11 protein-coding genes are annotated in these 14,876 nt (G+C 67.2%); 1 reads left to right on the top strand and 10 read right to left on the bottom strand.

The window, feature by feature from the left end; genetic code table 11:
- Positions 1-152: 152 nt before the first annotated feature.
- The 9 genes from ACIQTU_RS06100 to ACIQTU_RS06060 all read right to left on the bottom strand — a co-directional run bounded on the left by ACIQTU_RS06100 (position 153) and on the right by ACIQTU_RS06060 (position 12,044).
- Positions 153-1,262, bottom strand: a complete 1,110-nt coding sequence (locus tag ACIQTU_RS06100; RefSeq protein ID WP_400543905.1) for a sugar kinase — start codon at positions 1,260-1,262, stop codon at positions 153-155.
- Positions 1,259-2,482: a GDSL-type esterase/lipase family protein gene (locus ACIQTU_RS06095; RefSeq protein ID WP_400543902.1), complete on the bottom strand. Its 1,224-nt coding sequence runs from the start codon at positions 2,480-2,482 to the stop codon at positions 1,259-1,261. The genes ACIQTU_RS06100 and ACIQTU_RS06095 overlap by 4 nt, the downstream gene beginning before the upstream one ends.
- A 1-nt stretch (position 2,483) precedes the next feature.
- Complete coding sequence (locus ACIQTU_RS06090; protein ID WP_400543899.1) at positions 2,484-3,725, bottom strand: GDSL-type esterase/lipase family protein; 1,242 nt, start codon at positions 3,723-3,725, stop codon at positions 2,484-2,486.
- Positions 3,726-3,738: 13 nt separating this feature from the next.
- A complete protein-coding gene (locus ACIQTU_RS06085) occupies positions 3,739-4,491 on the bottom strand; it encodes an SDR family NAD(P)-dependent oxidoreductase (RefSeq protein ID WP_400543896.1) in 753 nt (250 codons plus the stop codon).
- 44 nt (positions 4,492-4,535) lie between these two features.
- The gene (locus ACIQTU_RS06080) at positions 4,536-5,822 is read right to left on the bottom strand and encodes an MFS transporter (protein ID WP_400543893.1); all 1,287 of its coding nucleotides are present in this window, start codon (positions 5,820-5,822) and stop codon (positions 4,536-4,538) included.
- Positions 5,823-5,869: 47 nt separating this feature from the next.
- Positions 5,870-8,077 (bottom strand): heparinase II/III family protein, encoded by a 2,208-nt coding sequence (locus tag ACIQTU_RS06075; protein WP_400543890.1) that lies wholly within the window; start codon positions 8,075-8,077, stop codon positions 5,870-5,872.
- Complete coding sequence (locus ACIQTU_RS06070) at positions 8,077-10,236, bottom strand: chondroitinase-B domain-containing protein (protein WP_400543887.1); 2,160 nt, start codon at positions 10,234-10,236, stop codon at positions 8,077-8,079. The genes ACIQTU_RS06075 and ACIQTU_RS06070 overlap by 1 nt, the downstream gene beginning before the upstream one ends.
- A 135-nt stretch (positions 10,237-10,371) precedes the next feature.
- A complete protein-coding gene (locus ACIQTU_RS06065) occupies positions 10,372-11,112 on the bottom strand; it encodes a FadR/GntR family transcriptional regulator (protein WP_400543884.1) in 741 nt (246 codons plus the stop codon).
- 83 nt (positions 11,113-11,195) lie between these two features.
- On the bottom strand, positions 11,196-12,044 hold the full coding sequence (locus ACIQTU_RS06060) for a 2-keto-4-pentenoate hydratase (protein WP_400543881.1): 849 nt from the start codon (positions 12,042-12,044) through the stop codon (positions 11,196-11,198).
- A gap of 377 nt (positions 12,045-12,421) precedes the next feature.
- Here ACIQTU_RS06060 and ACIQTU_RS06055 point away from each other — a divergent pair, with 377 nt between their 5' ends.
- Entirely contained in the window at positions 12,422-13,699 is a 1,278-nt protein-coding gene (locus ACIQTU_RS06055) for an amidohydrolase family protein (RefSeq protein ID WP_400543877.1), read from the top strand.
- 109 nt (positions 13,700-13,808) lie between these two features.
- Here the strand turns inward: ACIQTU_RS06055 and ACIQTU_RS06050 are convergent, their stop codons facing one another.
- Positions 13,809-14,651, bottom strand: a complete 843-nt coding sequence (locus tag ACIQTU_RS06050) for a LysR family transcriptional regulator (protein ID WP_400543874.1) — start codon at positions 14,649-14,651, stop codon at positions 13,809-13,811.
- Between the last annotated feature and the right edge of the window lie 225 nt (positions 14,652-14,876).

The following is a 14,876-nucleotide window of genomic DNA, read 5'->3' as shown; positions in this document are numbered from 1 at the left end:
ATTTTACAGACCAATCGTAAGGACCAATTGGGCAATTCACCTATACCGCCTCACTGATCCGGGCGGAGCTGAGCGTCGCGCAGCCGGGCGGCGCCGGCCGTCGCGGCCAGTCGACAGGCAGGCTTCAGCGGTTCGCTCGTGACAGGCTCGTGTCAGCGGCTGCCGCCGCGTTCGCCCCGGATCAGTGCGTTGATCTCGGCCAGGTCCGTTTCGGCGTTGTCGCCGGGCGTGGTCATGGCCAGGGCCCCATGAGCGGCCGCCAGCTCCACCGCCTGCTGGGGGCTTTCGCCGGCCATGAGCCCGTGGATGAGTCCCGAGGCGAAGGCGTCCCCGCCGCCGACGCGGTCCAGAATCTCCAGGTCAGGCCGGGCGATGGAGACGTGCCGCTCGTCCCGCTCATGGAAGACGCCTTGCCAGCCGTTGAGGCTGGCGCTCTTCGGATCGCGCAGCGTGTAGGCGACGCCCCTGAGGTGCGGGAAGGCGTCAAACGCCATCTGCGCGGCCTTCGACGGCGGCCCGGGATCGGTCGGCCAGGCCCGCCTTCCGATCTCTTCGCTGACCAGGCCCAGGCAGGCGGCCAGCCCCCGATCGTCGGCAAAGACCAGGTCGCATTCGGCCACGATCGCCCGATTGACCTCGCGCAGGGCCTCCGGATCCGGATGGCTGCGCCACAGGCTCTCGCGATAGTTGAGATCATAGGAAACGGTGACGCCGAGACGCCGCGCCGCCCGCACGGCCGCCAGGGCCGTCTCCGCCGTCTGCACCGACAGGGCCGCAAAGACGCCCCCGGTGTGCAGCCAATGCGCGCCGGTCGCGCCCAGAACCTCGTTCCAGTCGAAAGCCTGCGGCCCTAGCGCCGAGGCGGCCGAATGGGCCCGGTCGGATACGCCCTGGGGTGGACGGACGCCAAAGCCCCGCTCGGTGAAGTTAAGGCCCATGCGCGCCTCGCGCCCGACACCGTCGTAGTCGCGCCAGACGATGGCGCCGACATCCACACGCGCCTGGGCGATAAGGCTTTCGGCCAGGAAGCCCAGGGGGTTGCGCGGCAGGGCTGTCAGCACTGCGGTGCGGCGCCGGAAAGTCCGACTGAGCCCGCGCGCAACATTGTACTCGCCTCCGCCCTCCCAGACGTCGAAGTTGCGCGCGCTGCGGATTCGTCCCTCGCCCGGATCGAAACGCAGCATCACTTCGCCGAGCGCGGCCAGATCCCACCGCTTGGCGCCGCCGACGGGGATGACCCACGAATGCTTCAATCCGCTCATCGTGCGTCGCACCCGAAGAGCGACAAGTCGACCGCCTCGGCCATCAGTCGGTAGCCCTCGTCATTGGGGTGGAGCAGGTCATCGCGGGCGGCGCCTGCACGGAAGATCTCCGGATCGGCGGAATCCCGGACCGCGGCGTCGAAGTCCACAACCGCGTCGAAGGCGCCCCCGTCGCGAATGAAGGCGTTGAGGCTCCGCCGCGCCTCGGATGACGGGGCGTCATAGCGCTCCGAGCCCTTGAACGGCGTCAGGGTTCCAGCGACCGCCTTGATCCCGTGATCATGCAGGCGGGCGACCAATTGGCGATAGCCCTGGACCATGTCCGCCGCATTACGGCCCGGCTTGGCGGGATCACCGCCGTGCCGGATGTCGTTGATCCCCTCAAGCAGGATGACGTAGTCGACCTGCGGCAGCGCCAGGATGTCGCGGTCCAGACGCGCGAGGGCAGAGTGAGAGCGCCCATGGTCCAGCAGCTTGTTGCCGCTGATGCCCTGATTGAGCACGACGAACCGCCCGGGACAGGTCGCCTCGAAGCGGCGCGCCAGGACGCTGGGCCAGTCGCGCTCGGCGCCCAGGGTCGAGGTCGCGCCTTCGGTGATGGAATCACCGAAGGCCACCACCACCGTCGGCTGCGTCTCACGCTCGCCATAGACAGCGGAGATCACGTTCTGACGGTAATCCAGGGCGACCTCGTCGCCGGGCGCAGTCTCACCCTGCCCTATCCGGACGACCGTGCGGCGAACGGCGGGTCGCGTCGGCTCCGGGAAACTCAGGCTGACCGAGACCTGGGCGAAGGCTGGGGCCTCCACAGCGACCGGATCGCTGATCAGGACAGAGCCGACCGGGATCACCACCTCGCTGCGGCCATCAAACAGAACCGGCGTCGCTCCGGCGTCGCCGAGCAGGCCCAACCGCATGTCGGCCACGCGCAGCGGCGCATCGCCCAACTCGTTGCTGACCCGCAGCCGCAGCGCGCGCGCCGAGGCGCCCAGACGCATGTCCTGACGAACGGTCTGGCCCGCGAACTGCACCGGCGCCTCGGGCGTGCCGTCCTTGCGATCGGGCGCAGGCGAGGCGGTCCACACAGGGCTCCAGACCTGGGCCGAAGCCGTTCCAGCCCCGCCCCAGGCGGCGCCAGCGAGAACCAGAGCCAGGACAGCCGCGCCGCCGCGTCGTGCGCTGCGTCGGGCCGAGGGCTGAACAGGGGTCGCACAGATCATGTCAGGACCTTGAAGGAGAACAGGGAACGGAAACGAAGATGTCGGCGTCGATCACCTCGGCCATCAGGCGGTGGCCTTCGTCATTGGGGTGGTAGCTGTCTTCGCGATGCGCACCGGGACGAATGCGGCCAGGTCGGGCCGGATCGTCGAGGGCGACCTCGAAATCGATGACGCCGTCGAAGATGTCGCCCTGGCGGATCAGGGCGTTGAGCGAGCGGCGCTTGTCGTCAGTCGTGGGGCCGGGGATGGCGGGCTCGGCCACGGGCGAGGCCAGGATCGGCGTCAGCACCCCGCCCACGACCTTGATATGATGAGCCTGCAGCGTCTCGGCTGCGCGGCGATAGCCAGCGGCGACCTCGTCCACCCCTGCGCCGGCACGGTCGCGCGATGCGCCCTTCTGACGGACGTCATTGAGCCCCGCCATCAGCACCACATGGGTGACACCGGGCATGGCCAGGACGTCGCGCTCCAGCCGCGACATGAGAGCGGGCGAACGACCGTCAGAGACCACCATATTGCCTCCAATCCCGGCGTTCACCACGACAAAACCGCCGGGGCATGTCTCTTCCAGACGACGGCCGAGCTGATGCGGCCAGGCGCGGTGGGCGCCCAGGGTGGTCGATCCGCCCTCGGTGATCGAATCGCCGATAGCGACGATGACGGCGGCGGGGACCGTCGGCCGCTCCGCCAGCACGGCCGAGACCACCCCCTGCCCTCGCAGAAGCGGCGCGTCATCGGCAGGCATGTGGTCGCCTGAAGCGATGCGCACGGGGCCAAGCCGGACGGCGGGCCGCGTCTCTTCGGGCAGGTAGGCGACGACCGTCAGCTCTGCATAGGCGGGAACCGCCACCGTCAGCGGGTCGCTGAGCGTGAAGCTTCCGGGCGGAATGGCCACATGGGTTGCGCCATCGAAGCGCAAGACTTGAGCCGCCTCGCCCCTCGGCCCCGCCTCGGCGCGACCGATGACGAGCGGCGCCTCGCCCAGCTCATTGCTGAAACGAATGCGCACCGCCGACGCCGCGGACGCCATCAGCAGGTCCTGCCGCAGAGTGACGTCGGTCAGCAGCGGCGGCGCGCCGTTGGCGGCGAGCTCATTCCGCCAGGGCATGGGCGAAGCGAGCCAGGCCGGAACCCAGACCTGGGCGGTTGCGACGGCGGGCGCGCCAAGCATCACGCACAGCCCGGCGACCAGAGCCGCCAGAGGCCGCGCCGATCTGCGTCGTGAGAAAGGGTTGCCCGCCATCGCTCGCCTCAGGTCAGGAGAAGTAGGTGCCGCCGTTCACGTCGACATTGGCGCCGGTCATGAAGCTTGCGGCGTCCGACGCCAGGAAGACGGCGACGTCGGCGGCTTCTTCCGGGCGGCCCTCACGGCGCAGCGGGGTGGCGTTGGCCACGGCCTGGCGCACCTCGGGCTTGGTGAAGTCGTCGTGGAAGCGGGTGGAGATCATGCCGCAGCACAAGGAGTTGACGCGGATGCCCTTGGGACCCAGTTCCTTGGCCATGGCGCGGGTGAAGGTCATCACCGCGGCCTTGGACGCTGCGTAAAGCGACGCACCGGGGCCGCCGCCGTCACGCCCCGCCTGGGAAGCGAAGTTCACAATGGCCGCGCCTTCCGACATGTGCGGCACGACCGCCCGCGTCGTCAGGAAGGTCGAGCGGAAGTTCACGTCCATGACCTTGTCGAAGAAGGCGTCGTCGATCTCCAGCAGAGGCTTGCGCGCCACCATGCCGCCGGCGGTGTTGATCAGGATGTCGATGTTCGCGCCAAAGGCCGCCTGGGCGGCCGACACCAGGCCGTCGACGCCCTCAGGCGTGGTGACGTCGGCGCGGTGCAGAATGGCGGTCCCGCCAGCGGCCTCGATCATGCGAAGCGTCTCTTCTGCGCTGGCGACGTCATTGGCGTAGTTGACGACGACCTTGGCGCCTTCGGCGGCCAGCTTCAGCGACACATCGCGTCCGATGTCGCGCCCGCCGCCCGTGACGATGGCCACCTTGTTGTTAAGTTTCATCTCGCTCTTGGTCCTTGAAAGCAAAGTGATGAGTGAAGGAGGGATCAACCGCGCCCCGACGGAACGTCGACCTTCTCGATGCGGCCGGTCACGAACCAGATCGCGACCAGGCAGAGCGGCACGAGCGCGGCCACGAGGATGAAGATCGGCGCGTAGGAGACCTTGGTCATGACCGGCACCAGCCAGGTGGTGATCAGGGTGCCGGCCACGGCGGCCATGCCGCCGACGCCCGCCAGGGAACCGACCGACTTGCCGTGGAAGACGTCCCCCGGCAGCGTCTGGATGTTGCCGATGGCGACCTGGAAGCCGAACAGAACGGCGGCGATGGTCAGCACGGCGACAGTGGGATCATTGGCGAGCACCGCGCCGAGCAGGGCGGGCGCCATGATCACGCAGCCCAGGGTGATGACCCATTTGCGCGCGCGATCGACCGAGCGACCCGAGGCGATCAGACGCCCCGACAGCCAGCCGCCGAACAGGCTACCCAGCATGGCCCCGACGAAAGGCACCCAGGCGAAGATGCCGATCTGCTTGATGTCGAACGAGAAGGTCTCGGCCAGGTAGATCGGCAGCCAGGAGACGAACAGCCACCAGATCGGATCAAGGAAGAAGCGAGCCAGGACGATGCCCCAGCTCTGCCGATGCGACATCATCTGTTTCAGGCTCGGCGCCTTTGCGGGCTCGGCTTCAGGATCCTCAGCCGTCTTTGCCGGGACGTCCAGGATCAGGGCGCGCTCGGCGGCGTTGACCCATGGATGCTTGTCGGGTCCGGCGCGATAGATCACCAGCCAGGGCAGCACCCAGATGAAGCCCAAGGCGCCGACCAGCAGGAAGGTGCCCTTCCAGCCCAGCGACAGGAAGAGGAAGGCGATCAGGGGCGCCGAGACGATGGCCCCGATCGAGGCACCGGCGTTGAAGATGCCCTGGGCGAAGGCGCGCTCCTTGGGCGGAAACCACTCGGCGTTGGCCTTCACGGCGCCTGGCCAGGCGCCGGCCTCGCTGACGCCCAGCATGGCGCGGAAGATGCTGAAGGAGGCGATGCTGCTGGCCGTGGCGTGCAGGGCGATCGAGATCGACCACAGGCCGATCGACCAAGCGAAGCCCAGGCGCGTGCCTATGCGGTCGAACAGGCGTCCGAAGGCGAACTGACCCGCCGCATAGAAGAGCATGAAGATGGTGACCAGAAGGGCGTAGTCCTCCTTGGTCGCGCCGATCTCGCCAGCGATCTCGGGCCACATCACCGCCAGGGCGTTGCGGTCGATGTAGTTGATCACCGTGGCCACGGCGATCATGGCGATGATGGCCCACCGGACGGCGGATCTCTTTTGCATGTCAGTCCCTCCCCTTGTCGGGCCGGTCGCGCACGGCGCCGGCCTCTCTACTGATCCAGTCGCGCCCAGGGCCCGGTCCAACGCCAGGTCTGGCCGTTCGCGGTAACGGCATGGGCCGCCCGGGGCGACGCGCTGTCGGCGACGCCCAGAACCACCGTCTTGCCCGAGGCGAGGGTCACGACGACCACCTCGGCGTCGGCTCCCCGCGCGCTGCGCAGATCGCGGATGGCGCTATCCGCGCCGACCACGGTCTCGGCACGGCCGTCGTAGCGGCCGTGCGGCTCGAGCACGCCGACGAAGGTCGCGTCCTTCTGGCCGTCGGCCCGCAAGATCAGGGCCGGCTCGCGGCGCAGGTTGAAGTCGGGATCGTTGGCGCCGCTCTCGGCCAGAATAGCCTGGGCGGGGACGCTCGAGGCGAAGCGCCAGGAATAGAACCGGCCGTCCAGCAGCCAGGTCAGGCTGCGGCTTTCCTGCGACGGTTGCGAGACAGCGTCGACCCAGAGGTGCTGATAGCCGTCGTTCGTACCCAGGACGGGGCGCTCGGCCACCGCGCGCTCGGCCTCAAAGCCCAGTTTCATGATGTGACCCTGGTAGTGCAGCGGCAGGTCGTAGCGGGCCGGTTGATCGCCGGAGACGCGCAGCAGGTCGATGACGACCGGACGCTCCAGCTCGGGGTGCTCGACCAAGGCCTGGGTGCGCGTGAACGTCACCCCGTCATAGGCTCCCGTCTGGCGCGCCGAGACGATCTGCGTCCCCTCGGCCTTGTCAAAGAACAGGACCTCTGGCGCGTGCGCCTCGCCCCGCTGCCAGTTCCCGTCGAACTGGTTGCGCTCGTTCACCACCAGGGTGTTGTGCGCGACCGTCGCCTTGGCCCAGCTGTTGTTCTCGGGAAGGTAGATGCCGCCGGCCTTGGCCTCGATGTTGAGGAAACGCGCCGCGCCGTAGTCCGTCACCACCGTCTGGCCGTTGTCGTAGAAAAGCCAGTTCAGCTTGTCGAAATGACCGTGCCCCATGCCCATGGCGGTCGCCTTCTGGACCAAGGCCTGACCGTCTTCGCCGCCGGCACGGATAATGGCCAGCGCGCCTCGCGTCCCGTCGGGGCCGTCGCGTAGCAGAACCGACCGGAAGGCGTAGGGCCGCGCCGCGCCGGAGGCGGCCGCTTCAGCTACCTTCAGGCCCTCGGGCGACAGGAGGGTCCGCCCCTGCCGCTCCGCGATGGACAGCAGGCCCGCGTCCTGGGTGCGCGCATAGACGGAGGCCACGCCGGTGACCAGTTCCTCGGTGTCCAACCCCTTGTCGAGAATGGCGTCGTTGATCGGGATGAAGTAGCCGCCATAGCTGGACTGGATCAGCGTATCGACGGCCTTGAGCAGCACCCCGTCGCGGCGTTGGAAAATGCCGCGTCCCGGCTCGTTCCGGTCGATGGCCCCAGCGAAGATGATGAAGGGTGCCAGGGCGTAGCGCTGATAATAGGGCCCCTCTTCGTAGTAGCCATCGGGCGAGAAGAGCTGGTCGATCTGGGTCAGGAAGCCGGCCGAGCCGTCCTTCTTCAGCCCGGTCAGCGCCTGGTCGGACAGGTCGCGGTCGCGCAGCACATAGCCGGTCATGCCGACGCCCGCGACGGCCCAGGTGGCGTGGTTGTGGATGCGCTCGAAATTCTCGGGCGTCTCCGCGGACAGGAAGCTGGCCATACGACGGAAAACGTCGTCGTCGATGCGGCGGCGCTCCGCGGGCGTCAGGGCATCGCGGATCGCGTCATAGCCCTGGATCGAATAAACGAGCCAGACTGAGTCGTTCAGCGTCTGCCAGAACAGACGGCCAGGGATCTGCCCGCGCCCCGCCGGATGCGCCCCCAGCGTCGGATAAAGTTTGGCGTATTCCAGCAGCAGGTCACGCGCATAGTCGGCGTAGGCCTTGTCGCCGGTCAGGCGATACAGGGCCCCGGCGTTGTAGATGGCCTGATAGTTCCGCTTGTGCTGCTCGTGAGTGAAGCCGCCGCCGGGATCGCGTGGCGTGGGCACGTTCACGCCCTGGGCCATGGCGGCGCGGACCAGACCTTCGACCCGTTCACGCTCGACGGCGAACAGCGGATAGGCAGACCCTGCCTCAGCCATCCGCCGCCACTCCTGGGACGTGGTCAGCACCGGCGCGGTCTCGGCCGAGACCGAGGTTAGCGCGACGGGGGCGGTCGCCGCCTGGGCGCTTAGGGCGCTGCCGGCGAGAAGAAGGGCGGTCAGAGACAGGGCGCGCAGCATCAGAATTCCTCCGTCGCCGCAGTGGGCGCGATGTCGGTTTGCATCTCGGGCGTGCGGACCAGGCGGTTCCCGACCACGGCCAGGACCGGCTCGCCGACACGGTGCGAGAAGCTGATAGCGCCGCTGTCGGTCAGGGTGTTGTCGCGCAGTTCGGCGTGCTGGACGCCACGCATCAGGATCGACGGCCGCTCGACCGAGCCGACACGGTCGAAGCTTGCCCCCCTGATCACCAGGCGCGGTCCGAAGGTGCTCTCGTCCGTGCCGCCGCGATAGAGGTCGACGACCGACCCGCCGATGCGGCTGAAGGCGCCGCCTTCGATCTGCACCAGTTCGGCGTTATAGGTGCCCCGATCGTCGGTCTCAGCCGCCGCAGAAATCACCGAGCCGGTGATGTTCTCCACCCGCACGTCGCGCAGCAACACGCGGTCGGCCATCACCCCCTTGCCCAGGGTGATCAGATTGAAACCGCGATTGACCGTCAGGTCGCGAACCTCGACGCCCTCCAGCACCAGGTCGAAGTTGGCGGCGCTGGAGCCCGGCGCGACGCGAATGACGGCGTTGCCGGTCTCGTCCGGCGCGTCGGCGCCCGTTATCGTCAGACCGGCCAGCTTCAGCGAACCGCCCTTGGCTACCTCGAACAGCGAAGGTCGAGAGAAGGTGATCTCGCCCCTCCCCTGATCCGACCCGCGCACCGTCAGCGGCGCTCTGATCGTCAGCGTCCGGTCGACTGAATAGCGGCCCGGCGCCAGCACCAGCACATCGCCCGGACAGGCCGCGGCGACAGCGGCCTCCAGCGCGCCCTCGGCCGGGGCAACAGCGATCTCGATGCCCTGGTCCAGGCGGACGGCCCGAACATCCTTGGGGTACCAGGCCACGCCCGTCTCGGCGCGAGGGGTCATGACGAGATCAGGCGAGGCGCCGGCGCCTTGAGGAGTCACGGGGATCAGCAAGCCGTTGACGCCGCGCACCATGGCGACATCACGCGCCTGGACGTTGTCCGTAAACGCGACGCCCGACAGGTCGCCCAGCATGCGCATCGGCTCGCGCCCGTCCGGGTTGACGATCAGGTTGCGCGCGAACCGACTGTCGATCGGCGGGGCCGAGCGCTCGGTGTCCATACCCGCGCCTAGGAAGAGGCTGCGCGCGTCGATGATGGTGTTGTTCTCGATCACCGCGCCCACGACCTGGTGGTAGCGGTTGATGGGGGAATCGGGGACGCCGTGCATCACGCTCAGCGCGGCGGTGAAGCCGTCTCCGGTGATCCCCTCCATGTAATTGTTCCGCACCGTCTGATTGCGGTTGATGACGCGGATGCCGCCGGTGTGAGGCTTGCCTCCGCCGATGAAGACATTGTTCTCGACCAGGTTTCCATCGCCATGGCGCAGAACCATCGACCCACGCGAGTGGTAGAAGACGTTGCCGCGATAGGTGTTGCCGCCCGACTTGTTCGAGACGATCTCGACCTCGCCGTCTGCCCCCTCGAACCAGTTGCTCTCGACCACGGTATTGGAGGCCGACAGGGAGTCGGCGCTGGTGCCCACGCGCAGGGTCTCGCCGCCATTGGAGCCCAGGTTGGGGCGCGGGCCGAAATAGTTGTGGTCGATACGATGGCGGTTATCGAGGCCCTGCTGCTCGTCACGCACGACGACCAGGGTGGTGCCGACATTCGCCTTTCCGCTCAGATGGTTGTGGTCGAAGCGGTTGTCGCGGCCATACAGCGCCACCCAATTGTCTGAAGTGGCCCGGTCCGGCTTGTTGTAGCCGTCGATCACAAGTCCGGTGACGCGGCTTTCGACGGCGCGATGATCCTTGGAGCGGCGGAAGGACACCACCTCCCCCGTCGGCGACCAGCCGTCGCGGAAGACCAGATTGGACACCACCAGCTGGCGCCCCGCCAGCCTGAGGCTGGATTGACCCGACAGCACCACACCACCCGGCGTTTCCGCCGTCAGGGTGATCGGCTGACCCGGTCCGCCCTCGCCCTCGAACAGGATCTGGAAGTCGCGCCACACCCCGTCCTTCAGGACGATGGTGTCGCCGGGCCTGACGTCACGCAGAGCCCGCTGATACTCCCCCGGCGTGGCCACCAGGGTCGATGTCTGGGCGGACGCCGCCCCGGCCCACAGCAAGGCGGCCGCAAGCGCCAATCTCGACAACATGATCGCCTCCCCCTCCGGTCCGCTTTGGCGCGGACTTGTTCGCGGTTTTGGACCCGCAGGGGAAAGCTATCAGGGAGACAACCAAAGGCAACCGTTTGGTCAGAAGAAAATAAAGAAATTTGCAGACCAGTTGGTCTATACTGAGTGCGTACTGATCAGGAAGCGCTCACGGCTCGCCGCCATCTGGCGCTCCAGCGCCTGGAGGGCCGAGGCCGCGCTGGCGTCCAACATGGCCGCGAGCAGGCGGTTAAAGTGGGTCCGCATGGCGCGCCGGGCCGCGGCCGGATCGCGCGCCTTCAGGGCGTTGAGGATGGCCGCGTGTTCGTCCACCCGCGAAGAATCGTCGATCTCACAGACCGCCTGGTGGGCGGCGCTGACCGCCGGCTGCTCGGTACGCATGCGCCAGAGGGTCTCAATGGTGTGTAGGACGGCAGCATTGTTGGCAGAGGCCGCAATGAGCCGATGAAACTCGCGATCAGCGGTGTCTGCATCCAGATCAGGATTCGCCCCCCCCATCGCCTCCACGAGGTATTCCAGCCGCGCCAGAGCCTCGTCCGTGATGACCGAAGCTGCCAGAGCCGCCGCTTCGGATTCAAAGAGTGAGCGCGCCTCGGTGACCTCGAAAGGGCTCACGACCGGCAGGGCGTCCGCTCTCTGTGGCGTCGAACAGACGAAGACGCCCGAGCCGGTCTTGATCGCCAGCTTGCCCTGGGCCTGAAGCGCCACCTCGGCTTCGCGCACCGTCACGCGACTGACGCCGAACCGCTCGGCCAGTTCGCGCTCGCCGGGAAGCTTGGCTCCGGGCCCAAACCCTTCGTCAGCAATGAGCTGAAGGATCTGATCGGCGACCGTATGGAAAAGGCGTTTCTGGCTCATGCAGGCAGTTTAAACGAACCGCGACGTCTGGCCAATCGGTCTGACGCACCCAGTCGACCCCCGAACACCGTCATCCGGCCCCCTCACCCCCTTTGAGGCGCGGCCAGAACGGTCCTGCAGCGAATCTCCCCGACACCCTTGAACACGCAGGTCACCTCGCTGCCCGCCCCCACCCGATGCACGCCAGTGACGGCGCCCGTAGACACCAGGCTTCCAGGGGTCAGGGGACGTCCCAACCGGGCGCGATGCTCCAGCAGGAACCGCACCGATTCCAACGCCCCGCCCGCCAGCGACAGCGAGCCCCCGCGCCCGAGGCTGACGCCATCAATGACTGTCTCAACCTCAATGCTATCCAGGCGCGTACGCCAATCCTTCAGTTCGGGCCCGATCAACAGACCGAGGTTGTTGCCGAAGTCCGAGGCTACGACCACGGGCCCCAGGTCGTTGATAGCGGCCAGGGGACTGCCGGACAGTTCCACCCCGATGAAGATCGCCTCGACCTGATCGGCCGCCGCCTCGAGCGTCCAGTCGATGCGGGCCGGATCAACGTCGGGGCCTATGCGGGCGACAAACTCAGCCTCGATCGCCGCGAAGCCGTCCTCAATGATCGGTAGCGGCGTCGGAGACTCGTCGACGGCCCACAGGCTGCTGGCCATGACCGCGCCGACCAGTCGGTGTACGCCGAGCGCCGCTTGCTGAGCGGCCGGCACGCCCCCCACTTTCCAACCGACTGGCCGATCAGGACAAAGACCGATGGCCGTCTCCTGAATCGCATAGGCGCGCGCAAGATCGTCCGGGATCGCTCCAGGATAGCTGGGCAGCGCCCGGGCGGCCCGGCGCGCAGCGACGAACGCCTCGGCGATGGCCAGTTCTGCGGGAGTGACCTCGCCGCCCCTGCCAGAGCCCCCCCGCGCCTCACTTGAGTTAATCATTCACGCCCCCGCTGAAAGGCTGGCTAATGGTCAAAGGCGCAGACCCGAGTCAATGCGAGCCCCGCCCCATCGCTACGGCGACGCCCTATGCCCAACCTTCGGAAAACCATCGCCCGGACAGGGCCGGTCACACTTTATTGGCTGCGAAAGAAGCTCGCCATGAGCCGATCCAGGTAAAAAATGTCACCGAACGAATCATTCAAAAATAAGATAAAATCCATGCACTCATTTCATTTTTCAATGCCTTATTCCTCCCGTTAGGCTGGACGGTGTTCGCCAGTCATGAGGTTGCCTTGTCTGATCTTTCAGGTTTGAGCCGTCGGTCCCTGATGGGCGTCGCCGGAATCGCGACGGTCGCGGCCGGAGGTGGTCGAGCCATGGCCCGGACTGCGACAACAGACGCCCAGAGTCTCGCAAGCGCCGTAACCCCGGCCCATTTCATCCTGACCGACATCACGCTTGAGGAAGGCTTCGTTCGCGATCAGGGCGAGATCATCGGCACGCGAACGGGCCGCTATGATCTCGAGATCAGGGACGGACGTATTCTGTCCGTGTCGCCGACCACCGCCGCCGGGTCCGCCCTGCCCCGTCTGTCGGCGAACGGTCGTCTGGCCCTGCCGACGTTCCGGGACATGCATATCCATCTGGACAAGACCTTCTACGGCGGTCCGTGGCAGGCGCCGCGTCCGCGCAAGGGCAAGACGATCATGGACATGATCGCCCTGGAGCGGACCCTTCTGCCCGAACTCCTGCCCGTTTCGCGCGAGCGGGCCGAGGGGATGATCGATCTGCTGCTGGAGCATGGAACGACCACCGCGCGCAGCCACTGCAACATCGATCCGGTCAGCGGCCTGAGGAGCCTGGAGCATCTCAATCAGGCGCTGGAGACCTATCGGGGCCGCTTCAACTGCGAGATCGTCGCCTTCCCCCAACACGGCCTGCTGCTGTCCGAGGTCGCGCCCCTGATGCGCGAATCCATGAGCATGGGCGTCGCCTTCGTCGGTGGTCTGGATCCAACCAATGTGGACGGCCGGATGGAGGCCTCGCTGGACGCCATGTTCAGCATCGCCGTTGATCACGACAAGGGCGTCGACATCCACCTGCATGAAAGCGGCCCATCCGGTGCGGCGGCCATCCGCTACATGCTCGACACGCTGGAGCGCACGCCGTCGCTCAAGGGACGCCTGACCCTCAGCCACGCCTTCGCCCTGGCCAATCTGACGCCGGCCGATCTGGATGCGACGGCCGAGCGCATGGCCGCTTCTGGCGTGTCGGTGGCTTCAACCATACCGATCGGCCGCTCCATGATGCCCTTGGCGCGCCTGCGCGAGAAGGGCGTGCGCCTGATGTCCGGCACCGACAGCGTCATCGACATGTGGTCGCCCTTCGGCTCCGGCGACATGCTGGACAAGGCCAACCTCCACGCCCAGCTCTACAGCGGCAGCGACGAGTTCGGCCTGTCTCGCGCCCTGGCCATCGCGACCGGGGACGTCCTGCCCCTGAACGACGCGGGCGAGAGGGCCTGGCCCAAGGCCGGCGACGCCGCCGATCTGGTCCTGGCGGACGCCAGCTGTTCCGCCGAAGCCGTCGCCCGCAAGTCGAAACGCACGGCGGTCTTCCACGGCGGACGCCTGGTGTTCGGCGACCTGGCCTAGCCAGACCGAGGCTTCAGCCGCTCAGGCCCGCCCCGATGGCCGACCGGTCAGTCCGGCGGGCTTGGCCCCAACCTGGGACGCCTGAAGAAAGGTGCGGACGGACGCCGTTTCAGGCGAACCGGGCGGCCAACGCCGCCTGCATCAGGCCGACAAGTTCGGATGCGGGCCCGTCACCTTCCCAGGAATAAAGGGAAACCGCGATGGCGGCCTCCGTCCCCAGAGGCATGTAGGGTCGGAGCCTGTGCTGCCGGGCCGTGCCGACCGGCAGAAGCGACACCCCCAGGCCAGCTTCCACGGCGACGAGGACGTTGCTGAGGCTGCTCCCCGAAAAGGCGACATACCAGCGACGCTGTTCACGCTCGATCCGCTCGAACATCACGTCCCGATAGAGGCCGCCAGGCGGGAAGGTCACCAGGGGGATCGGATTGGGCCATTCAGACGGCGCGTCGGCGCTTTCATACCAGGCCATGGGCTCCCGGAAGGATGCGCGGCAGTCGGCGCCGGGCTCGTAGTCCTTGACCACCGCGATGTCGAAATCACCGGCGCGATAACGTCGGTTCAGATCGCGGCTCAGCCCGCTGACCACGTCCAGACGAATGCCAGGATGCCCGGCGGCGAAGTCGCCGAACACCGCCGCCATCACCGGGTTCATGATGTCCTCAGGCACTCCGATGCGAATGGCGGCCACGCCTGCCGTGTCGCCGAGGGCGGCCAGGGCCTCCTGCTGCAGCGCCAGCAATCTGCGCGCATAGCCCAGCAGGCGCTCACCGACGGCGGTGGGCAGAACCGGGCGCGCCGATCGTTCGATCAGAATGGCCCCCGTCGCCTCTTCCAGACGCGCCAACTGCTGGCTGATCGTCGACTGGGTCGAGTTCAACCGTTCCGCGGCCAGAGTGAAGCTGCCAGCATCGACGACGGCGATGAAGGAACGGAGAAGACGGGGGTCGAACATCTGGCGCGCCTCGATCGATCCGCCTCATATACATTTGAAATCACGATATAAACAGCCAAAGGATTTATCCGCCAGATGCAGCACCGACCAAGACGGTCGTGGTCATGCTGCTGCCGGCAGCCGCCGCCGGTATGGGCTTACCATTAAGAGTAAAATCGCCGCCCTGGCAGGCCAGGGAGGCGATTTTACTCTCGTGCTAGGTGCGCGAGCCCGCACCGTCCCACC

This window comes from Brevundimonas sp. NPDC090276 (assembly GCF_044772165.1).
GTDB lineage: Bacteria > Pseudomonadota > Alphaproteobacteria > Caulobacterales > Caulobacteraceae > Brevundimonas.
Note: the sequence above shows the minus strand (reverse complement) of the source record. Positions and strands in the feature narration are given on the sequence as shown.